This window comes from uncultured Dialister sp., from assembly GCF_900541605.1.
Taxonomy (GTDB): Bacteria; Bacillota; Negativicutes; order Veillonellales; family Dialisteraceae; genus Dialister.
Genome location: NZ_UQKJ01000022.1, coordinates 1 through 22,440, shown reverse-complemented (window position 1 = coordinate 22,440; position 22,440 = coordinate 1). Strand labels below are relative to the sequence as shown.

Sequence of the window (22,440 nt, the reverse complement as noted above, 5' to 3'; positions counted from 1 at the left end):
TGCATAAAAATCCAAGAATAAAATCTGACAACGATTTAATCAGTGCTTCCTTAACTTCTCTATCGAGACTTCCGGTAAGCACGAGTTCCTTTAGAGATGGAGGCCCTACGAAGCGGGCAAGGGTTCATTTGCGGCGAAGCCGCCAAACCTCAACTCTCAACTCTCAAACCTCAACTCTCAACTCTCAAACCTCAATTCTTTTTTTTGCTGCAGCCCACCTTTGTCAATTCCAATTTCAAAAAATCTATTGGATTTTTGTGAAAAGTTTTGTATAATAAGGTTACATGGAGAAAATGCCATGGGTCAGGTGCAGCCTGACGGTCCAATTGATGATTATTTCCCTGATTATCAATTCGGCTGCGGACGGTCATACTCCTCAATGGCTGTCGTGCACAGAAAAGCGGTTTTGGCCGCTTTTTTTGTTGCTTCTCTTGCCGGTGGAGCCAGTCCATGTCCATTCATCCTGATTACACCATCCGTGATATAATACATTGTATGCAGCTTATATAAGAATATGGAAAGCCCCTTCTCAGGGCGTAAATCAGGAAAAGAGTGGATTGCAATGGATATAAAACGGCAGCATCGGCTGTATCAGTGGAAAGACGGGAAAAAACTGGAGCTCGGAGAGAAGTCCCTTGTCATGGGGATCCTGAATGTGACCCCCGATTCCTTTTCCGATGGGGGCAGGTGGAATTCTGATACCCTGGCTGTATCCCATACGACGGATATGATCAGGGAAGGGGCGGCCATTATCGATGTGGGTGCGGAATCCACCCGTCCCGGCAGCACGGCGCTGACGGCGGAGGAAGAGACAAAGCGGCTCATGGCATTTCTTCCGGATGTACTGAAACTCAGTATGGTCCCTGTTTCCATTGATTCTTACCATTACGAGACCATGGAAAAGGCCCTGTCCGCCGGTGCCCATATGGTGAACGATGTATGGGGATTCCAGTACGACGATGGCAGCATGGCGAAAGTGGCGGCATCCTTTGATGTGCCGGTGATTCTCATGCATAACCAGGAAACAGAGGAGTACAGCAGCGATATCATAGAGGACCTGAAGCATTTCTTTGACAGGTCCCTTGAAATTGCCCTGTCCGCCGGCGTGAAAGCGGACAATATTATCCTGGATCCCGGCATCGGTTTCAGCAAGACCGGGGAACAGAATATGAAAATCCTTTCCCGACTCGATGAACTGACCACAGCCTATCCCTGCCCCTGGCTTCTGGGAGTCAGCCGGAAACGGTTCATCGGTACCATCCTGGGCACCGATGCCTCTGAGCGGGATGAAGGGACCGCAGCGGTGAATCTCTGGGGCGCAGAAAAGGGCTGCACCATTTTCCGGGTGCACGATGTAAAGACCACAGCCCGGGAGCTGAAGGTCTGGGACGCGCTGAGGCTCTTTGGCAGAAAGAGCTGATGGGCCCAAGCGTATGAGGGGTTCGTAAGGGTTGTGGGCCTTCCGGCGCTGCGCTGGCCCGACCGGTGCGCAGCGAACTGCTTTCGCAGGGAGCCTTCAGGCGACCGAGAACGCAGTGATCCCTTTCCCCGTGGGGTGGTGGCTTTCACATCGCTGCGCTCGTGAAAGCGGGTTGGGACGCTTCGCTTAAGCGGAAGGGAAACCTTAAATAACGCCGCCTTCGGCGGCTTATGCACCTCATGCCCCCGGTGCGAAGCATCTACCACTCAGTGAACGAGCGCAGCGGCGTTTACCCACAACCTTTAGCCCCATTCACAGGCATGGAATATATAGTAAATATAAAAGGTGACAACATGGATACCATAAAACTTACCCGCATGGCCTTTTTCGGCTACCACGGCGATGAGCCGGAGGAGACGAAACTGGGACAGCGCTTTTATATTGATGTAGAAATGGGGCTGGACCTTTCCAAGGTGGGAGAGACCGATGCCCTGGAGGACTCGGTGAACTACGTGGCGGTCTACAGCCTCGTGAAACAGCGGGCAGAAGGGGGCCCCTACAAACTGCTGGAGCGTCTGGCGGGGGTGATCAATCGCGACATCCTGGCCCAATTTCCGCTGGTGGAGAAAGTGACCACCACCGTCCATAAACCGGGATCCCCGATTCCCGGTATCCTGGATGACGTCTCTGTGACTCTCACAAAAGAAAGGCAGTAAAAATTGCAGCATACATATATTATGGCCTTCGGTTCGAACATGGGAGATTCCATTTCCACCCTGGAGAAGGCCCTGGACAGGCTGGGTAAAGACCGGCGCCTTTCCTTGGAGAAGGTGTCGTCCTTTTACCGGACGAAGGCCTGGGGGAAGACGGACCAGCCCGATTTTATCAATGGCGCCGCCCTTATTTCCTGGGAGGGCACGGCGGAAGAGCTGATGACCCTGCTTCTGACCGTGGAAAAAGAGTTTGGCCGGAAGCGGGATGTCCATTGGGGACCCCGCACGCTGGATCTGGACCTCATATATTCGGAAGGTATCACGAGAAATACAGATTTCCTTCACCTGCCGCATCCCTGGTTCTGGGAGCGGCCTTTTGTGCTGGTTCCTGTGGAAGAAATGATACCCCGTTTTACCTTTAAAGGAGAAGACATTCACCGGAGAATTATGGAACTCAATGGTTACGATGAAGTAGAAAAAATCGATGATGAAGAAAGGAGACCAGGCCATGGCAGATAAAGAAAAAGCGGCCGGCCTTTCCGCCGTGAAGGAGGCGCTGCAGAAGCCGGCGGCTCCGAAGTTTACCCTGGACACCGTGGTGGGGCCGGAATTTTCGGCGCTCATGGAAAAGGACCTGGCACCGCTTCATGGGGAGGACAGGAAGAAAGACTCCCTCATTACCGGCATTTCCGGATCCCAGAAGGCCCTGGCAGCATCATCCCTCCTTCGCCATTATGGGCAGGCGGTGATTATAGTACCGGAACAGAAGGACATTTTCCGGTGGGAAGAGGACCTGGCCTTCTTTGCACCGGAGGCGGATGTGCGGCCATTTCCCCTGGTGGAAGACAGCGGCTTCCAGGTCACCTTTTCCGGTACCGAGCGTCTCCGGGACCGCATGCAGTCCCTGGGAAAACTCATGGGCCATAGTCCTGTGGTCATCGTGGCCACTTCCATGGAAGCAGCCCAGAAAATTGAAGGGCCCCGGGCACTCTCAGATCGGACATTTACCCTGTCCCTGGGAGACGAAATAGACCGGGATGAGCTCCTCGAGAAACTGGTGTCCCTGGGGTATGAACGGGTGGACCAGGTAGAGCGCTGCGGCCATTTCGCCGTACGCGGGGATATTGTGGACATCTATCCCATCAGCGAAGAGCATCCCCTGCGGGTGGAATTTTTTGGTGATGAAGTGGACAGCATCCGTTCCTTTGATGAGGACAGCCAGCGGTCCATAGAAACGCGGAAACAGGCCCTCATTCTCCCCATTTCCGCCGGCGGCGCAAGGGATGCGTCCCTCATGGATTTCCTGGACAAGGGCATCATCGTCTACGATGAACCCCAGCGGGCGGAGGAAAGCCTGAAGCGCTATTTCAAGGAAGAAAAGGAAAACCGGAACCGTGCTTTTTCCTGGGAAGACCTGGTCAGGAAGGGAAGGAAACAGGAAAATAAGGAAGTCCTTTTCACTCTCCTGAACCGGTCGCTCACCGGATTTTCCTCTCCTGCGGTCCTTGCCTGGCAGGGCCAGTCCATGACGAACTACCAGCGGCAGATTCCCATTTTCATTGAAGACCTGAAGTCCCTCCTGAAAAAGGAATGGGCCCTCACCATCGTCATCCCTCGGGCTTCCGAGAAGGAAGAACTGAAGGGCATCCTCAAGGACTATGATATTCCCCTCACCGAAAACGGGGAGAGGGGGACAGTGCGTCTTGTGAACGGCGTCCTTACGGAGGGCTTTGAGCTGCCCCAGGAAAAGAGGGCCCTCATGACTGCCGGCGATATTCTGGGAAAGCAGAAAATCCGCCGGGTCAAAGGCGCCGGAAAGGGACGGAAAATCCGTTACTTCTCGGACCTTAATGTGGGGGACTACGTGGTGCAGGATGTCCACGGCATCGGCAAGTACCTGGGCATCAGGACCATCGAACTGTCCGGTGTCCATCGGGATTATATCACCATCCAGTACGCCGGCAATGACAAGCTGTACCTGCCGGTGGAGCAGATTTCCACCCTGGAGAAATACATCGGACCGGAAGGGGGAACCCCAGTCCTGAGCAAAATGGGAGAAGCCCACTGGGAGAAAATCCGGTCTAAAGCCCGGAAATCCATTGAAGAACTGGCAGAACGGCTCCTCGATATTTATGCAAAGCGGGAAATCACACAGGGAATCGCCTTTGCTCCGGACACAGCGGAACAGCGGGAATTCGAAGACACCTTCCCCTACGTGGAGACCGAAGACCAGCTCACCGCCATCGATGCCATCAAAAGGGTCATGGAAAAGCCCATTCCCATGGACATGCTCCTCTGCGGGGACGTGGGATTCGGCAAGACCGAAGTGGCCATGCGGGCCGTTTTCAAATGCGTCATGAGCGGCTACCAGGCCATGGTGCTCTGTCCCACCACGGTCCTTTCCCAGCAGCACTACAAGAATTTCAAGGACCGCATGGAAGGATTCGGTGTGAATGTGGCGGTGCTGAACCGGTTCACCAGCATCAGGGAAAAGAGGGAAATCCTCCGGAAACTGAAGGACGGGGAACTGGATGTCATCATCGGTACCCATGCGGTGCTCAATAAAAAGGTGGAGTGTAAGAAACTGGGGCTCCTCGTGGTGGATGAAGAACAGCGTTTCGGCGTAGTGCAGAAGGAAAAATGGAAATCCTGGTCCACCGGCATCGACGTGCTCACCCTGTCCGCCACTCCGATTCCCCGGACCCTCCACATGAGCCTTACCGGCGTACGGGACATGGTCACCATCACCACCCCGCCTTCGAACCGCCATGCCATCCAGACCTATGTGATGGAGTACGATGATTTCATCGTGAAAGACGCTATCCTCCGGGAAAAGGAACGGGGCGGCCAGACCTACTTCGTCTATAACCGTATTGAAACCATGGGATCCATGCTGGACCACCTCCGGGAAGTACTGCCGAAGAATATCACCATCGGCGTGGCCTATGGCCGCATGGAAGGCCGTCAGCTGGAGCAGGTGATGATGGACTTCTACGAAGGCCGCTACGACGTGCTCCTCTGCACCACCCTCATTGAAAACGGCCTGGACCAGCCCAATGCCAATACCATGCTCGTCTACGACGCCGACCGCATGGGGCTCTCCCAGATTTACCAGATGCGGGGAAGGGTAGGGCGGTCTGAAAAGATTGCCCGGGCCTGGTTCTTCTACCGGAAGGGAAAGGTCCTTTCCGAAGTGGCGGAAAAGCGGCTCGATACGATCCGGGAATTCACAGAACTGGGCAGCGGCTTCAAGGTGGCCATGCGGGACTTGGAAATCCGGGGCGCCGGCAACCTTTTGGGCGCCGCCCAGCATGGCAACATCGCCAGCGTAGGCTTTGCGACCTACTGCAGCATGCTGGAAGATGCGGTGGAACGGCTCCGGGCCAAAAGGGAACACCGGCCGATTCCGAAGAAACTGCCCAATACAACCATCGAATTCCGGCAGGACGCATACCTGGACAGCGATTACATTGCCAATGAAGAGCAGAAGATGGAAATCTACCGCCGCCTGGCTTCCGTGGAAACAGACAAAGAACTGTCGGACCTCATCGACGAAGTGGTGGACCGCTTCGGTACCCCCACAAAGGCGGTGGAGAAACTGTTTGCCATCTCTAAAATCCGGGTGAAGGCGAGAAACCTGGGCATCGGCAGCATTCTGGATGGCGGGGAAAACTTCGTCATCACCTGGGCCGATGAAGATCCCATGAAGGGCTGGAACCCCATGGAACTTCCAAAGACCATGATTCCCTACATCCGCATCCTTGCCGGACGGAATACGAAGATGAATATCAATAAAAAAGGTATCTCCGGCGATGCCATGAAATGGATTGCTTCCTTCCTGGATGAAATAGAGCGAGAAGTGAAGAAGAACCGGTTCAGTGCTTGAGTGGACGGATGGACGTGCAGGTCTGTATGGCCAGCCGGCATGCGGACCTATGGGGGCTTTGAACATTCAGCCTTGATCTGGCCAGCCGCTTCGAGTGGGGCGGATGACCGGCTTTAATGCGAACAGGCGGGGCTTCTGGGGAAGCACTGATTCAATATGACTCTGCGAATGAATCAGCGCTTCCTTAATCAGCGCTTCCCTGGCTGTCAGCTTTCAGGAAAACCGGTCCGTCTGCGGCTCTTCCTCAGTTCCTTTGTCTGCTCTGCAGATTCCACCTCTTCGAGGCGGATCCATCCCCGGCCTTTGGCCGTCCCCCTTCTCCAAGGGGGAGCGCATTTGACGAAAGCCTCCATAGAAGCAGTAACATCTTTGTAAGCATGCAGCCCTTAGAAAAGGGGCGCGGCGAAGCCTCAGGATGGACTGATGGGAATTGATGGAAGCGCCGCAGGCAACTGAGCCTTCCTGACAGCTGGCCGCTGGCCGCTGGAAGCCCCCATACGGTCGTATGGGGCTCAGCCTTACGACCACCGCTCCTCACTCCTGGCTTTTCAGGACCTCCAGCCCTGTTTTCTTCGAGCCTGGTCTCCATCTCGTCACTCTTTATTATTTCTTTATACTTTCTTATTCTCTACCACGGAGAATAGGGGGAAAATAGGATAAGACCTTTACATTTCTCTTCAAATCTGATATGACTATAGAGGTTATGCGTTACTTCAAATTCTTTGTTACAGGTGAAACATGCGTAAAAATTCTTTTATCCAGGGCGCACTGATCCTTACGGTGGCCGGTATTATTGTCAAATTTATCGGCGCCTTCAGCCGGATTTACCTTTCCCGCCTTCTGGGGGGCGAAGGAATCGGACTGTACCAGATGGCCTATCCTATTTATCTGCTCTGCCTTTCTGTTTCTTCCGCCGGCCTTCCGGTGGCTATTTCCATCATGGTGGCGGAACGGAATGCGGTCCGGGATTACTACGGCGGACAGAAGGTCTTCCGTATTTCCATGGCTGCCCTTACGCTGACAGGGCTCTTTTTCAGTGCCCTTCTGTTCTTTGGCGCCCAGTGGCTCGTAGACAGCGGCATTGTCCGTGACCAGCGGGCTTACTGGTCCCTTCTGGCCCTGTCGCCGGCCGTCTTCTGTGCTACGCTTCTGGCTACGCTCCGCGGCTATTTCCAGGGGCTCCAGCTCATGACGCCTACGGCGGTATCCCAGATCATTGAACAGGTGGTACGGGTGGTCACCATGATCGCCTTTGCCGTGATTCTCCTGCCCTATGGACTGGAATTCGGCGCAGCCGGCGCTACGCTTGGTGCAGCGCCTGGTGCTTTTACGGGGATTGTGGTACTCATCGGATTCTATTACATGACCCGCGGCTGGCGTCATGAACTGGCAGAGGAACAGGATCCTTCCATTAAGCCCCAGAGTGCCCTCCATATTATCAAGAGGCTTCTGGTGCTGGCTATTCCTGTATCCCTGGCAAACATCATGCTGCCTATCGTTTCCAATATCGATCTTCTCATCGTTCCCCGGCGGCTGGAAGTGGCGGGCTTTACGGTAGAAGAGGCAACCACCCTCTTTGGCTATCTCACCGGCATGGCTACGGCCCTTGTTAATATGCCCACCATCGTCACCGCTTCCCTGGCGGCTTCCCTGGTGCCGGTTATTTCCGAGGCCATTGCCCAGAAGAAGGGGGACGTGGTCATGAAACGGACGGACACCGCCATGCGTCTGGCCAATCTCATCACCATTCCCGCCTTTATCGGCATGTGCGTCATTGCTACCCCCATTTCCGCCATGCTCTATGCTACCCCCGATGCGGGCCCCTGCATTGCGGTCATGAGCTTCGGCGTATTCCTCCTCGGTGTGCAGCAGGTCACCACCGGCGTGCTTCAGGGCATGGGGAAGACCGCCATTCCTTTCATGAACATGGTCATCTCCGCCAGTGCAAAGGTCTTCCTTTCCTGGAACCTCACGGCTCTGTCCTCCTGGGGCGTTCTGGGGGCTGCCTGGGCGACAAATGCGGACTTTGGCGTTGCGGCTATCCTGAACCTGATTTTCCTCTATAAATACCGCCACTACACCATGGATATCATCCACACCGTCAAGCTGTTCATTGCAGCGGGCATCATGGGTGCCGTGGTGCTGGGCGTCTACCATGCAGGCTACGGCGCTATCCACAGTAACACCCTGGCAACCCTGGCTGCCATTGCCGTGGGCGGCGTGGTATACCTGGCGGGCATCGTCATCATCCGTGCCGTAAAGCCGGAAGACGTACAGGGAATCCCGAAAATCGGACCGAAGCTGGCTGGCTATGTAGAAAAGCTGAGCTTCAAAATCTGATGAATGAAATCAAAAAGCTGTGAAAAATGGAAATCCATTTTTCACAGCTTTTTTTATGATGGTACGTTTGGACTCAACGGGGCAGGGCTTCGAGTCTTGAGCAGGTCAGCCGCTTTGCTGCGGATTTCTTGTGGCTGAGCACTGTGCGCACATATGGAGCTTCTGGATACCAGGAAAGCGCCGCAGGCGAATCAGCTTTCCTGGCAGCTAGAAGCTAACAGCTAGAAGCCCCACCTGTTCGCATGTACTCAGACACAGGACACCCGACGCAAAGCGGCTATTCCCCTCAATCTCGACCTCGACCTCGATCTCAATCTTACTTTATCAGCCCCGGAGCGCCGGCCAGTCTCCGTTCCGTTTCCGATACCAGTTCTTCCACGATTTCCTCCACCGGCTGGATCTTTGTGAGGTGGGTGAGGGACATCCCCGCCAGGACGAAGCCATTGTCCGTATCTCCATCCACGGCGCCTTTCCTCGTGGTACCTGTGGCCAGGGAAATGAGTTCTTCCAGGGGAGCTCCGCTGTATTCGGCTTTCAGGTACTTATCGGAAAAGGCATTCCGGAGGCCCCGGACACTGTCGCCGGTGGTGAAGCCGGTGACCACGGAGTCCGTATCTTTTGCTTTGATAATGGCTTCCTTGGCCTTCGGGTGGAGCCTGCATTCTTCGGCCAGCAGGAACCGGGTACCCATCTGGACGCCGGAGGCCCCCATGATGAGGGCTGCTGCAATGCCCCGGCCATCGACGATACCGCCGGCGGCAATAACCGGGATTTCCATATCCGGCAGCACATTTTCCAGAAGGGCCATGAGGGTAAGTTTCCCGTCGTGGCCGCCGGCTTCCATGCCCTCCACGACCAGGGCATCGGCACCGGCATCCTGCACCCGCTTTGCCAGTTTTACATTCGGCACCACCGGTATGCATTTGACGCCGGCATGGTGGAGGTCATCGAACCAGGGAATCGGATTTCCGGCGCCCAGGGTAACGAAGGGCACCTTTTCATCACAGATGACCTGGGCCACATCGTCCTTGTTGGGAGCCTGGAGCATAAGGTTCACCCCGAAGGCTTTTCCGGGACCCAGAATATCCTTTGCCCGGCGGATGTGGTCCCGTACCTCATCCACCGTGAATCCGCCGGATCCGATGACCCCGGCACAGCCTGCATGGGCCATGGCGGCTGCCAGGACTCCATCGGAAATATAGGCCATGGCACCCTGGATGATGGGGTAGTCAATCGAAAGAAGTTCCGTAAGTTTTGTCTTCCAGGCCATAGATATTGCCTCCTGTCATAGAAATGGGGAATGGGGAAGGAACTTTCCTTGCCTTCCTTCTTTCCTGAAATGAATGACTCCTGTAATTCTGCCTCTATTATACTCATTATTGGAAGGGGTGGGGACTGTAAAATGAGGAATCAGGAGCGATTGTGGCGGATCAAAAAATGAGGAATGAGAAATCAGGGATGAGGAATGGTGGAAGCGGCGCACATATTGGAAAGCGCCGCAGGCGGTTTTTCTAAAAGCTGACAGCTAGAAGCTAGAGTCCCCTGCATGCTTGTATGTCACTTAGCCACATAGTATCCGGCCTGCAGGGCCTGGCCAGTCCAAGGCCCAATGCCCCATCTATTCGCACGCCCACCAGCCCCCATAGCCTGTGGAACCTCAACTCTCTTTCCTCAACTGTCAACTCTTTATTTAAGTATCCACCCCAAATTAATAGAGTATACTTAATATAGGATTTCCACATAGATGTTGTAGTATTAAAGTAACCGTGATATACTGTAATCGGTAAGACCTGGTATAATTCTGTTTCTTTTTGATGGGATTGTGATGGGAAAGTGATGAAGGTGAAAGAAGACTCCTTATTGATGCTGCTGCTCCCGGAAATGATGGAAGGGGCGCAGGAAAGGTACGAGATTCTTCGGCAGATCCATGAAGCATCGCCGGTGGGAAGGCATATCCTGGCGGTGCAGACGAAACTTTCTGAAAGCACGATCCGGAAACATATCGAGAAGATGGAAGAAGCAGGTCTTTTGATTTCCCGCCCTTCCGGCATGAGCCTCACGTCCAAGGGGGAGTCCCTTGTGGCACCGTTGGCTCCGTACCTGCAGAAGAGCCCCTCCCTTTCCTATATGGAAAGGAAACTGGAATCCATCCTGTCCATGGAAAAGGTGATTGTGGTGAGAGGGGATTCCGACCGGTCTCCGGAAGTGAGTAATGAAATCAGCCAGGAAGGGGCCCTGGTGCTCCTCAGGATTCTTCGGGATGGACATATTACTGCCGTCAGCGGCGGTCCGGAAGTGGCGGGGATTGCCAATGCCCTGCCCGCACTCCATATGAAGGTGGATGTGGTACCGGCCCGGGGCGGATTCGGCAGGAAAATCGAGTACCTGCCAAACCTGGTGGCCGCCAGGATGGCAGAAAGGCTGGGAGGAACCTATCATCTCATGACGATTCCCGATGGCCTGTCGCCGGAGCTGTTCCTGAAGGTCAAAAAAGAGCTCCCCCAATTGAAAGTGATTGATGAAATGCTTGCCAAAGCGGATATCCTCATCACCGGGGTGGAAGATTCCCGGAATGCGGCGGAATGGATGGAGCTTCCGAAGGATGTAACGACCCGTCTCGCCGGGGAAGGGGCAGCAGGGGAAGCCCTGGGCCTCTTTACGGATATCCATGGCAAAGTTCTCTATCGTATGTACAATGCCGGTATTTCGGGAGACGATATTTCATCGATTCCCCATGTTCTTATTGCAGCCGGAGGCAGTCACAAGGGCGCCGCCATTCTTGCCATGGCAAGGGCAGGAATCCGGGGCACCCTCATCACTGATGAAGGCGCAGGTAATGAAATCTTATCTTTGATGGCTGGAAAAGAGTCAAAAACAGGAGGGTACTAACATGACAAAAATTGGTATTAACGGATTTGGCAGAATCGGAAGACTGGTATTCCGGGGCATGCTGGACAGGGATGACCTGGAAGTGGTGGCCATCAACAACCCCAGCGGCGTGGAAACAGCTGCCTATCTTCTGAAGTATGATTCCGTCCACGGCCGTCTCGGCAAGAAAGTGGAAATCGATGGAGATGACCTCATTATCGAAGGAAAACGGGTCCATGTATTCCATGACCGGGATCCGGAACACCTGGACTGGAGCAAGTACGGCGTAGAAATCGTGGTGGAATCCACAGGTAAACTGAAGGACAAAGCCAGCGCCGGCAAGCACATCAAGGGAACCGTGAAGAAAGTCATCATCACCGCTCCCGGCAAGGATGACGATGCCACCATCGTCATGGGGGTCAATGAAAGCACCTATGATCCGAAGAAGGACAATATCATTTCCAACGCCTCCTGCACCACGAACTGCCTGGCACCGGTGGTGAAGGTACTCCATGAAAAATTCCATATCAAACGGGGCCTCATGACCACCGTCCATTCCTATACGAACGACCAGGCCATCCTGGAAAAGGCCCACAAGAAGGACCCCAGAAGAGGCCGGGCAGCTGCGGAAAATATCATTCCTACCTCCACCGGTGCAGCGAAGGCCATCGGCATCGTGATTCCGGAACTGAAGGGAAAACTGAATGGCCTTGCCATCCGCGTCCCCACCCCCGATGTGTCCCTGGTTGACCTGACCGTGGAACTTGGAAAGAACGTGACGAAGGAAGAAGTCAATGCAGCTCTGAAAGAAGCGTCTGAAGGGGAACTGAAGGGCATCCTCGCCTATACCGATGAACCCCTGGTTTCCAGTGATTTCCTCACCACCGACGTCAGCTCCACCGTGGACAGCCTCCTCACCATGGTGATGGAAGGAAACCTGGTCAAAGTCATCGCCTGGTACGATAACGAATGGGGCTATTCCATGAGAATCATTGACCTTGTAAAGTATGTAGCATCGAAAGGACTTTGATTATGAATAAAGAGACCATCTATGATTTGAAGCCGGAAGGAAAAACTGTGTATGTCCGGGTGGATTACAACGTGCCCCACGACAGCGAGGGCCATATCCTGGATGACCGCCGTATCCGCGCCACCATCCCCACCATCCGGTACCTGCTGGACCATGGGGCTGCGGTGGTCCTGGCCAGTCATATGGGACGGCCCAAGGGCACGGTGAAGCCGGAATTATCCCTGGCTCCCTGCGCAAAGCGGCTCTCTGAACTCCTGCACCAGGACGTGCTTTTCTGCCCGGACTGCGTAGGGGATAAAGCATCGGAAATGAAAAAGGCCCTGGAACCGGGACAGGTGCTTCTCCTTGAAAACCTCCGTTTCCATGGGGAAGAAGAAAAGAACGACCCCGCCTTCGCAAAAGACCTCGTCGATGGATGCGACCTGGCAGTGAACGATGCCTTCGGCGTATCCCACCGTACCCACGCTTCCGTGGTGGGCGTCGGCAAAATCATGCCCATGGTTTCCGGTCTCCTCCTGAAGAAGGAAATCGACTTCCTGGACGGTGTCATCGAGCATCCGGTACGGCCCTTTGCAGCCATCATCGGCGGCGCCAAAATCAGCGATAAGATCCAGGTCATTGCAAACCTCATGGAAAAGGCGGATGTTATCCTCATCGGCGGCGGCATGGCCAATACATTCGTTGCTGCCCAGGGCTATGACATGGGCCGGTCCCTGCAGGACCGGGACCGCTTCGACCTGGCGAGAAACCTCATGAAGAAAGCCCACGAAATGGGCTCTGAAATCATGCTGCCCGTGGACTTCATGGCCGGCGATGCCTTCTCGGAAACCGCCCACACCAAGGTCCTTTCGGCCGATGAATTCTCTGATCCCTGGATGGCTCTCGATATCGGGCCGAAGACCATCCAGCTCTACGTGGAAACCCTGAAAAAGATGAAGACCGTCGTATGGAACGGTCCTATGGGCGTATTCGAAATGAAGCCCTTTGCCAAGGGCACCTTTGCCATTGCCGAAGCCATGGCCAGCCTTGATGCCACCACGGTCATCGGCGGCGGCGAATCGGCGTCGGTGGTGGATGAACTGGGCATTGAAGACAAATTCTCCCACGTGTCCACCGGCGGCGGTGCCTCCCTGGAAATGCTGGAAGGCATGGTACTCCCGGGCGTAGCCATTCTTGCGGATAAGGAGTGATTCCTTTTGAGAAATATCCTGATCGCAGGAAACTGGAAAATGAATATGACCGTCACCGAGGCGGCAGCCTTTTTCAAGTCATTCAGAATCAAGAAAAACGATAAGGTGGAGCTCCTTTTCTGCCCGCCCTACGTTGACCTTCCCATGGCCCGGTTTTTCCTGGAAAATTCCTCCATCCGCTGGGGCGCCCAGAATGTGTACCCCGAAGAGAAGGGAGCTTTCACCGGGGAAATTTCTCCGGCCATGCTTAAGGACCTGGGCTGCTCCTACGTCATCTGCGGCCACTCCGAACGGCGGCAGATCCTGGGAGAGTCCGATGAATTCGTGGCCCGCAAGGTAAAAGCAGTACTGGCGGCGGGCATGGTGCCCATTCTCTGCGTCGGCGAAACGGCGGAAGAGAGGAAACTGGGGCAGACAGAAGAACGGATCGGCAGCGAAATCCGGACCGCCCTCTTTGAACTTTCCGAAGAAGACGCAGCCCGCCTGGTCATTGCCTATGAACCAATCTGGGCCATTGGATCCGGCACCGCAGCCACTCCGGCGGACGCGGAAGACATTTCTTCCTTCATCCGGAAAACGGTCAAAGCTGTGGCCGGCAAAAAAGCGGCAGAAGCGGTCCGTATCCTCTATGGCGGCTCCGTGACAGACGAGAATATCGGTGATTTCCTGAAAGAAAAGGACATCGACGGCGGCCTCGTAGGCGGCGCCAGCCTGAAGGCGGAGACCTTCCTTTCCATCTATAAAAAGGCCTGTGAATAACAGGGCCCGGCAGTATCCTTCGTGGTTTTCACGAAATATAAATAAATACCCTATTACAGGAGGATGAAAAAGCATGGCAGCAATTACAGATTTACATGCAAGAGAAATTCTGGATTCCCGCGGAAATCCGACGGTGGAAGTAGAAATGGCACTGGAAGACGGCACCTTTGCAAGGGCCGCTGTTCCCTCCGGCGCTTCCACCGGTATGTTTGAAGCCACCGAACTTCGGGATGGCGACAAGAGCCGTTACGGCGGCAAGGGAGTCCTGAAAGCCGTAAACAATGTAAATGGCGAAATTGCGGACGCCGTCCTCGGCTGGGATGCCAGCGACCAGAGGGGCCTGGACCATATCCTCATCAACCTTGACGGCACCGAAAACAAGAGCCGCCTCGGCGCCAATGCCATCCTCGGCGTATCCCTGGCTGCTGCCCATGCCGCTGCTGAATCCGCAGGACTTCCGCTGTACCAGTACCTGGGCGGCGTGAATGCCCACAACCTGCCGGTGCCCATGATGAACATCATGAACGGCGGTGCCCATGCAGACAATAACGTGGACATCCAGGAAAGCATGATCATGCCCGTAGGGGCACCGAGCTTCCGGGAAGGCCTGCGCATGTGCGCTGAAATCTACCATTCCCTGAAGGACGTACTGAAGAAACAGGGCCTTTCCACCGCTGTAGGCGACGAAGGGGGCTATGCACCGGATCTTCCGTCCAACGAAGCAGCCATGGAAGTCATCTGCGAAGCCATTGAAAAAGCAGGCTACACCGCCGGCAAAGACGTGGTCCTTGCCACCGATGTTGCAGCTTCCGAACTCCTTGGCGACGACGGCCTCTACCATCTGGCCGGCGACCACACCGCAAAGACAAGCGATGAAATGATCGAATTCTACGAAAAACTGATCGACCAGTACCCCATCATTTCTATCGAAGACGGCCTGGGCGAAGAAGACTGGGATGGCTGGAAGAAACTCACCGAAAAACTGGGTAAAAAAGTCCAGCTCATCGGCGATGACCTCTTTGTAACCAATACAAAGCGCCTGTCCAAGGGCATCCACATGGGCGTGGCCAACTCCATTCTCATCAAACTGAACCAGATCGGCACCCTTACCGAAACCATGGAAGCCATCCAGATGGCCCAGAGATGCGGCTACACCACCGTCATTTCCCACCGTTCCGGTGAAACCGCAGACACCACCATCGCCGACGTGGCAGTGGCAGTGAACGCAGGCCAGATCAAGACCGGCGCCCCGGGACGTACGGAACGGGTAGCCAAGTACAACCAGCTCCTCCGCATTGAAGAAGACCTGGACGCAGACTCCTTCTACGGCAGCGCCGCCCTGACCCACAGAATGAAACGGTTTGAATAATGAAATCAAAAAAACTCCCGCCCTTTGGCGGGAGTTTTTTTGAGATCGAGATTGATGGGGCCAGTCTGCGGTGGTCCTGTGGCAAGGTGTCGTGCGAACGGACAGGGGCTGTGTGGCTGCGTGTCGTACAAACGGGCGGGGGCTTCTAGCTGCTGGCTTCTAGCTGCTAGAAAGGCCCATCGGCCTACGGCATGGTAATCTACCATTCGAGCAAATTTGGCGCCGTAGGCGGACCAGATTTCCTAGGGAAGCACTGATTAAATCGTTGTTCGATTATACTCTTGTATTTTCATGCAATACAAGGAATAATCCGACGCGAATAGCGAGCTATTTAAGGAGGATTATGACGCAGTATTGCATGAAAATACATGTATAATCGGACTCTGCGAATTAATCAGCGCTTCCCTAGATGCTAACAGCTAACAGCTAGAAGCCCCATACGTTCGTACGTACGCTTAGCCACACAGACCCTGTCCGTTCACACCGGCACTCAGCTGCCATAAAAAACAGATGAAATCCGCTGGTCCTTCATGGTATAATGTATAAGCATTATGACCGCAGAAAAGTTTCACCAAAGGAGCGATAACTATGAGCAAAGTATACGTAACAGGACATAAATCCCCGGACACCGACAGCATTGCCGCTGCCATTTCCTATTCCTACCTGAAGAGACAGCTCGGCATGGACGCCGTAGCTGCCAGAGCAGGGGAACCGAACAAAGAAACGAAATTCGCCCTGGACTATTTCAAAGTAGAAGCACCGGTACTCCTCACCTCCGTTGCCCGTAAAAACCCGGACGATGAAAAGACGAAGGTCATCCTGGTGGACCACAACGAATCTAAACAGTGCGTGGACGGCATCAAAGACGCTGACGTGCTGGAACTCATCGACCATCACCGTCTCGGTGATTTCGAAACCGATACCCCCATTTTCATCCTTATCCGTCCCGTGGGCTGCGTGAATACCGTCATCTGGGGCCTCTACAAACTTTATGGAAAGAAACCGTCCAAAGAAGTGGCAGGCATGATGCTGTCCGCCATCATTTCCGATACGGTTCTCTTCCGTTCTCCCACCTGCACCGAAGAAGATAAACAGGCTGTGAAAGAACTGGCAGAAATCGCCGGCGTGGACTATGAAAAATACGGCATGGACATGCTGAAGGCAGGCGCCGACATTTCCGATTACTCCGCTGAAAAGCTGGCCCACAACGACACGAAGGAATTCGAAGCCGGCGGCAAAACATTCAGCTGCGGCCAGATCTCCGTCATGGACGTGGATCCCATCAATGCCAAGAAAGCGGATATCATGAAAGAACTGGAAGCAACAAAGGCAGCGAAGAACTATGAAGCTTCCTACCTCATGGTGACCAATATCCTCACAGAAGATACATACCTCTGGTTCACCGACGGCGCAGAAGCAGCCGCGGAAAAGGCTTTCGGAAAGAAAGCGGAAAACGGCGCTATTTACCTGCCGAAGGTGATGTCCCGTAAGAAACAGGTGGCTCCGTTCCTCCTGAAGGTTTACGGAGAATAAGCAGAAAGCTGGAAGAACCCTTAGCGGCGAAGCCGCTAGGGGTTTCTTAAGTATGGGAGATTCGCCTTCGGCGAATCTGTAGCTGGTGGCTGGTAGCTGGGCGCTTAGGCCCTTCGGGCCCGGTGACGGGTGAGTGGGTAACCGGCTGAACCTGTGAGGGCTTCCAGCTTCCAGCTATCAGCTTTCAGGAAAGCTGTTTCGCCTGCGGCATTTCGTACAGTGATCACGAACATCCTATGAGTGGCTCTATCTGTAAAAGCGCTCCCCCTTGGAGAAGGGGGACGCCCAAAGGGCAGGGGATGGATCCGCCTCCCGGAGGCGGGTTCTGTGGTACCGGAGTGGCTGATATTGCATTTGAACGTGTGGGGCCTTGAGCTGGATAGCCGCCATGCGGCAATCGGCATCAATCCATTCTGCGCCTTTGGTGGGGCCTTCTCTAAGGGCCTGCCTGTTGACGGGATAGCCTACAATGAACGTTATTTCTTCTATCGAGTCAACCATTAAGCAAGTGCCCCCTTGGAGATGGAAGTCCTGCATAGGACTTCCAAGTTTGGCCTGAATACAAAAGGCGCTTAGCCTGCCCATCAAAGCGCCTTCCTTTTAGGCCAAACGGCGGCAGCCCAAAGGGCGGGGGATGGATCCGCCTCGAAGAGGCGGGCTCTGCGAAGCAGATAAAGGGCAGCTGATGGAAGCGCCGCAGGCTAATAACCTGGCTCCCCCCTCGGGGGAGCTGTCTGCGGAGCAGACGGAGGGGGGGCATTTGCGGCGAAGCCGCTGGACCTCAACTCTCAAATCTCAAATCTCAAATCTCAATTCTGCATTTTCGGCGAAGCCGCGAGGCCTCAACTCTCAAATCTCAAATCTCAAATCTCAAATCTTCGCCGCAAAGCGGCTGTAATACCATAAGGAGAAAGAATGAACAACTATTTAGATACATTAAATGACCGCCAGTTGGAAGCGGTGAAGCAGGTAGAAGGGCCGGTGCTCATTATGGCCGGCGCCGGGTCCGGAAAGACGAAGGCCCTGACCTGCCGCATTGCCCATATGCTGGAGCTCGGCATCCGTCCGGGAGAGATCCTGGCCATCACCTTCACGAATAAGGCGGCCAAGGAAATGAGGGACCGGGTACACAGCCTCGTTGGTCCCCAGGCGGACCGTATCTGGATGTACACATTCCATTCCTTCGGCGCCCGGTTCCTCCGGAGGGAAATCAACAATTACCCGCCCTACACGGACAAGTTCACCATCTATGATTCCGATGATTCCAAGCAGCTGGTGAAGAACGTGCTGAAGGAGCTGAACCTGGACGACAAACAGTTCCAGCCGAACGCCATCCAGGGCAGTATTTCCTCCGCCAAGAACAAGCTCCTTTCACCGAAGGCCTTCCGCCAGCAGGCAGGGGGAAATTTCTACAACCAGAAGGTGGCCGACGTCTACGACCTCTACGACAGGCACATGAAGCAGAATAATGCCCTGGACTTCGACGACCTTCTCTTCATCACCACCGCCCTCCTGTCCAATGAGACCATCCGCCGGCGGTGGCAGGACCGGTTCCACTACATTCTCATCGACGAATACCAGGACACGAACCACGCCCAGTACCTCATGGCGAAGTACATTGCCGGCAGCCTCCAGAATATCTGCGCCGTAGGCGATGCGGACCAGAGCATTTACTCCTGGCGTGGCGCGGACCTCCGAAACATCATGGATTTCAAGTCCGACTATCCCAAGGCGAAAATCATCAAGCTGGAGCAGAATTACCGCTCCACCCAGACCATCCTGGACGCCGCGAACGCGGTAATCGAGAACAATCCGGACCGGCCGTCGAAGAAGCTCTGGACCGCCCAAAAAGGGGGCGCCCACCTGAAATGGTATACCGCCATGGACGAGCACAACGAAGCGGAATTCATCGTGAATACCATGAAGAAAAAGCACGACGAAGACCATGAGCCCTATGGAAATATGGCGGTCCTCTACCGCATGAATGCCCAGTCCCGGGTACTGGAAGAAACCCTGGTGAAGCGGGGCATCGGCTACACCATGGTAGGGGGCACCCGATTCTACGACCGGGCAGAAATCCGGGATATCATGGCCTATCTGAAGGTGATCAACAATTTCCGGGATAACATCAGCCTGGCCCGCATCATCAACGTACCGAAGCGGGGCATCGGCGCCACCACGGTGCAGAAACTGTCGGACTACGCCAATGCCGGCGGCATGTCCATGTTCGAAGGCATCATGGCGGTGGAGGGCTCCTCCATTGCCCCTTCCGCCCAGCTGAAACTGCAGAATTTCAGCGCCATGATCTTTGATTTCCTGAATGCCTCCACGGAAATGAATATTTTCGACCTCATCCAGAAAATCATGACCGACACGAAGTACCTTTCCCTCCTCCAGGAAAGCAGCGACCCCCAGGCCCAGAGCCGGGAAGAAAACCTGGGCGAACTTCTCTCCGTGGCGAAGGACTTCACCACCAGCCACCCCGGCGAAGGGCTGGCGGAATTCCTGGAACAGGTGGCCCTGGTCAATGATGTGGACGGATACCAGGAAACCGACGATAAGGTGACTTTGATGACTATGCACAGCGCCAAGGGCCTGGAATTCCCCATTGTCTTCCTCCCCGGCATGGACGAAGGCATATTCCCCGGTGTCCGGTCCCTCATGGAAGAATCGAGGCTGGAAGAAGAGCGGCGCCTCTGTTACGTGGCCATCACCCGGGCGAAGAAGGAACTCTACCTCTGCAACGCCCACATGCGCACCATGTATGGACAGATTAAGCCCTACGCTGCCAGCCGTTTCCTGGATGAGATTCCCTCGGACCTTGTGGACCACGTGAATGACGACGAAAAGAGAGAAAGAGCCCACACCGCACGGCGCTGGCAGAATGAGACCAGAAGCCGCTACGCCCTGTCCGATGCGGCAGTGGTGAACAAACCCAAAAAGAGCAGCGTCAAAGCACGGTATGACTGGAAAGTGGGAGACACCGCTGTCCATAACCTCTGGGGAAAGGGGAAAGTGGTGGCAGTCACCGGCGGAGACAAGAATATGATGATTAAAGTGGATTTCTCAGGGAAAATCCGGCAGCTCATGGTGGCCTTTGCGCCCATTACAAAAGAGGATTAAAGAAGGGATACTATGGCATCAGAAGAAATCAGGAAAAAGGTAGAAGCACTGCGGAAAGAAATCCGCCATCACAGCTATCTGTACTACGTGAAGGACGCACCGGAAATCACGGACTACGAATTTGACCATCTCTACCGGCAGCTGGTGGACCTGGAAAAAGAATACCCCGAGCTCGTGACCCCGGACTCTCCCACCCAGCGGGTGGGGGGCAAGGCCTCCGATGACTTCCGGAAAGTCCGTTTCCGGAAGCCCATGCTGAGTCTCGCCAACGCCTTCAGCGCCGATGAACTCCGGGACTTCGACCGCCGGGTGAAGGAAGGGCTCCACACGGATCACGTGGAATACATTACGGAACTCAAAATCGACGGCCTCTCCATGAACCTGATCTACGAGAACGGCAGCCTCGTCCAGGGCCTCACCCGGGGTGACGGCAGGGTAGGGGAAGACGTGACGGCCAACGTGAAGACCATCCACACCATCCCCCTCTACATCGAAAACGCTCCGGCCTACATGGAAGTCCGGGGAGAAGTATACATGCCCAGAAAGAGCTTCATCGCCCTCAATGAAGAACGGGACGAAGCGGGCCTCATGCCCTTCGCCAACTGCCGCAACGCCGCCGCCGGTTCCCTGCGGCAGCTGGACCCCCACGTCACTGCCGCCAGAAACCTGGCCTTCTTCGCCTACGCACTGGGGGATATCCAGGGACTGGAAATCCGGTCCCAGGAAGAACTCCTGAAGCAGCTGGAAGCCTTCCATTTCCAGGTGAACCCGAATTACCGGAAATGGGACTCCATCGAAGGGGTCATCAGAGGGGTGAACGAATGGGAACAGAAGCGCCATGACCTGGGCTACGACACCGACGGCATGGTGATCAAAGTAAACGATTTCGCCCAGCAGAATATCCTGGGCGCCACGGTGAAAGACCCGAAATGGGCTATGGCCTATAAGTACCCACCGGAAGAAGTGGAAACAAAGGTGGAGCGCATCATCGTCACCATGGGCCGCACCGGCGTCCTCACCCCGTCGGCGGACCTGACGCCGGTCCACCTGGCCGGCACCACCGTGAAACGGGCCACCCTCCATAACATGGACTTCATCCACGAAAAGGACATCCGCGTAGGGGACCACGTCATGATCTACAAGGCCGGGGAAATTATCCCGGAAATCTCCACAGTCCTGAAGGACAAGAGAAACGGCACGGAACAGGTCTTTGAAATGCCCGCCACCTGCCCGGTCTGCGGAGAACCGGTGCACCGCATCGAAGGAGAAGCGGCCTACCGCTGCACGAACCCCAACTGCGGCGGCGTGGTCCGGGAAAAACTGATCCACTTCTCCTCCCGGGACGCCATGGACATCGAAGGCATGGGCCCCTCGGTGGTGGACAGCCTTCTCGCTTACCACCTGGTAGAAGACCCCGGCGACTTCTACCGCCTGAAGCAGGAAGACATCGAACAGATCGAGCGGATGGGTGAAAAGAGCGCCGCCAACCTGGTCGCCGCCATTGTGGACAGCAAAGGCCGGGGCCTGGCGAAACTCCTCTTCGGCCTTGGCATCCGCTTCCTCGGTGCCAAGGGGGCAGAACTCATCTCCCGCCGCTTCGGCACCATGGACGCCATCATCGCCGCCGGCGTAGAAGACATCCAGGAAACCGAAGGCATCGGGAAAGTCATTGCGACGAGCCTCTACGACTACCTCCACGACGTGAAGAACCTTGCCGTCATCAATAAACTGAAAGACGCCGGGGTCCTCATGGAAGACGTGAAAGAAGAAACCGAAGGCCGGGCCTTCGAAGGAGAAATGGTGGTGCTCACCGGCAAACTCACCTCCATGGGCCGCCGGGAAGCAGGGGACATCATCAAGCGCCAGGGCGGCGACACCCAGTCTTCGGTGACCAACAAAACCACCCTCGTCGTGGCAGGCGAAGATGCAGGCAGCAAACTGGAAAAAGCCAGGGCCAAAGGAATCCCCGTCATCGACGAAGCCACATTCCTCGCAAGGGCTGGAGTGAAGTAAAAGATCGAGACCGAGGTCGAGATCGAGGGCAGGGAGACGAAGTCCCTTGAAGGTCTAGATCTAGATCTAGGTCTAGACCTCCAGCGGCTCTGCCGCGGGTGTGTGGCTGAGTGTCGTGCGTCCGTATGTGGGCTTTTAGCTTCTAGCGGCTAGCTGCCAGGAAAGCTGGCCAGGCCCTGCGGGCCGGGAGCCATCA

Annotated in this window: 15 protein-coding genes; 14 read left to right on the top strand and 1 reads right to left on the bottom strand. The window is 55.1% G+C overall.

Annotation, left to right across the window (positions count from 1 at the left end):
- The first annotated feature begins 298 nt into the window (after positions 1 to 298).
- The 6 genes from QZR21_RS02950 (at position 299) to QZR21_RS02925 (ending at position 8,359) form a co-directional block, all read left to right on the top strand.
- Entirely contained in the window at positions 299 to 487 is a 189-nt protein-coding gene (locus QZR21_RS02950; protein WP_296097698.1) for a hypothetical protein, read from the top strand.
- A 75-nt stretch (positions 488 to 562) separates the two neighbouring features.
- Positions 563 to 1,420 carry a dihydropteroate synthase gene (gene folP / locus QZR21_RS02945; RefSeq protein WP_296097696.1) on the top strand — a complete coding sequence of 286 codons (858 nt, stop codon included), beginning with the start codon at positions 563 to 565 and terminating at the stop codon, positions 1,418 to 1,420.
- Positions 1,421 to 1,773: 353 nt separating this feature from the next.
- The gene (folB, locus tag QZR21_RS02940) at positions 1,774 to 2,136 is read left to right on the top strand and encodes a dihydroneopterin aldolase (protein ID WP_296097694.1); all 363 of its coding nucleotides are present in this window, start codon (positions 1,774 to 1,776) and stop codon (positions 2,134 to 2,136) included.
- Positions 2,137 to 2,139: 3 nt separating this feature from the next.
- Positions 2,140 to 2,652 (top strand): 2-amino-4-hydroxy-6-hydroxymethyldihydropteridine diphosphokinase, encoded by a 513-nt coding sequence (gene folK, locus QZR21_RS02935; RefSeq protein WP_296973665.1) that lies wholly within the window; start codon positions 2,140 to 2,142, stop codon positions 2,650 to 2,652.
- Positions 2,642 to 6,019, top strand: a complete 3,378-nt coding sequence (gene mfd, locus QZR21_RS02930) for a transcription-repair coupling factor (protein WP_296097692.1) — start codon at positions 2,642 to 2,644, stop codon at positions 6,017 to 6,019. The genes folK and mfd overlap by 11 nt, the downstream gene beginning before the upstream one ends.
- 738 nt (positions 6,020 to 6,757) lie before the next feature.
- Complete coding sequence (locus QZR21_RS02925; protein WP_296097691.1) at positions 6,758 to 8,359, top strand: polysaccharide biosynthesis protein; 1,602 nt, start codon at positions 6,758 to 6,760, stop codon at positions 8,357 to 8,359.
- 316 nt (positions 8,360 to 8,675) lie between these two features.
- Here QZR21_RS02925 and QZR21_RS02920 read toward each other — a convergent pair whose 3' ends face one another.
- The gene (locus tag QZR21_RS02920; protein ID WP_296097689.1) at positions 8,676 to 9,629 is read right to left on the bottom strand and encodes a nitronate monooxygenase; all 954 of its coding nucleotides are present in this window, start codon (positions 9,627 to 9,629) and stop codon (positions 8,676 to 8,678) included.
- Positions 9,630 to 10,195: 566 nt separating this feature from the next.
- On the opposite strand from QZR21_RS02920, the gene QZR21_RS02915 reads away from it, so the two are divergent.
- From QZR21_RS02915 to ligA, 8 genes are all read left to right on the top strand, one after another.
- The gene (locus QZR21_RS02915; protein ID WP_296097687.1) at positions 10,196 to 11,248 is read left to right on the top strand and encodes a sugar-binding transcriptional regulator; all 1,053 of its coding nucleotides are present in this window, start codon (positions 10,196 to 10,198) and stop codon (positions 11,246 to 11,248) included.
- A 1-nt stretch (position 11,249) separates the two neighbouring features.
- Positions 11,250 to 12,257 carry a type I glyceraldehyde-3-phosphate dehydrogenase gene (gene gap / locus QZR21_RS02910; RefSeq protein WP_296097685.1) on the top strand — a complete coding sequence of 336 codons (1,008 nt, stop codon included), beginning with the start codon at positions 11,250 to 11,252 and terminating at the stop codon, positions 12,255 to 12,257.
- A 2-nt stretch (positions 12,258 to 12,259) separates the two neighbouring features.
- Positions 12,260 to 13,447: a phosphoglycerate kinase gene (locus QZR21_RS02905; protein WP_296097683.1), complete on the top strand. Its 1,188-nt coding sequence runs from the start codon at positions 12,260 to 12,262 to the stop codon at positions 13,445 to 13,447.
- 6 nt (positions 13,448 to 13,453) lie between these two features.
- The gene (gene tpiA / locus QZR21_RS02900) at positions 13,454 to 14,206 is read left to right on the top strand and encodes a triose-phosphate isomerase (protein ID WP_296097681.1); all 753 of its coding nucleotides are present in this window, start codon (positions 13,454 to 13,456) and stop codon (positions 14,204 to 14,206) included.
- 73 nt (positions 14,207 to 14,279) lie between these two features.
- On the top strand, positions 14,280 to 15,575 hold the full coding sequence (gene eno, locus QZR21_RS02895) for a phosphopyruvate hydratase (protein ID WP_296097678.1): 1,296 nt from the start codon (positions 14,280 to 14,282) through the stop codon (positions 15,573 to 15,575).
- A 588-nt stretch (positions 15,576 to 16,163) separates the two neighbouring features.
- The gene (locus QZR21_RS02890; RefSeq protein ID WP_296097676.1) at positions 16,164 to 17,108 is read left to right on the top strand and encodes a manganese-dependent inorganic pyrophosphatase; all 945 of its coding nucleotides are present in this window, start codon (positions 16,164 to 16,166) and stop codon (positions 17,106 to 17,108) included.
- A 915-nt stretch (positions 17,109 to 18,023) separates the two neighbouring features.
- Positions 18,024 to 20,231, top strand: coding sequence for a DNA helicase PcrA (gene pcrA, locus QZR21_RS02885; RefSeq protein ID WP_296097674.1), 2,208 nt, complete (start codon positions 18,024 to 18,026; stop codon positions 20,229 to 20,231).
- A gap of 12 nt (positions 20,232 to 20,243) precedes the next feature.
- Positions 20,244 to 22,244 (top strand): NAD-dependent DNA ligase LigA, encoded by a 2,001-nt coding sequence (ligA, locus tag QZR21_RS02880; protein WP_296973658.1) that lies wholly within the window; start codon positions 20,244 to 20,246, stop codon positions 22,242 to 22,244.
- Positions 22,245 to 22,440: the final 196 nt, after the last annotated feature.

Coding starts and splice junctions, on each gene's coding strand:
- QZR21_RS02915 (WP_296097687.1), top strand. CDS start 10,196: ATGAAGGTGAAAGAAGACTCCTTATTGATGCTGCTGCTCCCGGAAATG.
- eno (WP_296097678.1), top strand. CDS start 14,280: ATGGCAGCAATTACAGATTTACATGCAAGAGAAATTCTGGATTCCCGC.
- pcrA (WP_296097674.1), top strand. CDS start 18,024: ATGAACAACTATTTAGATACATTAAATGACCGCCAGTTGGAAGCGGTG.
- ligA (WP_296973658.1), top strand. CDS start 20,244: ATGGCATCAGAAGAAATCAGGAAAAAGGTAGAAGCACTGCGGAAAGAA.
- QZR21_RS02925 (WP_296097691.1), top strand. CDS start 6,758: ATGCGTAAAAATTCTTTTATCCAGGGCGCACTGATCCTTACGGTGGCC.
- QZR21_RS02890 (WP_296097676.1), top strand. CDS start 16,164: ATGAGCAAAGTATACGTAACAGGACATAAATCCCCGGACACCGACAGC.
- mfd (WP_296097692.1), top strand. CDS start 2,642: ATGGCAGATAAAGAAAAAGCGGCCGGCCTTTCCGCCGTGAAGGAGGCG.
- gap (WP_296097685.1), top strand. CDS start 11,250: ATGACAAAAATTGGTATTAACGGATTTGGCAGAATCGGAAGACTGGTA.
- QZR21_RS02920 (WP_296097689.1), bottom strand. CDS start 9,629: ATGGCCTGGAAGACAAAACTTACGGAACTTCTTTCGATTGACTACCCC.
- folB (WP_296097694.1), top strand. CDS start 1,774: ATGGATACCATAAAACTTACCCGCATGGCCTTTTTCGGCTACCACGGC.
- QZR21_RS02905 (WP_296097683.1), top strand. CDS start 12,260: ATGAATAAAGAGACCATCTATGATTTGAAGCCGGAAGGAAAAACTGTG.
- QZR21_RS02950 (WP_296097698.1), top strand. CDS start 299: ATGGGTCAGGTGCAGCCTGACGGTCCAATTGATGATTATTTCCCTGAT.
- folP (WP_296097696.1), top strand. CDS start 563: ATGGATATAAAACGGCAGCATCGGCTGTATCAGTGGAAAGACGGGAAA.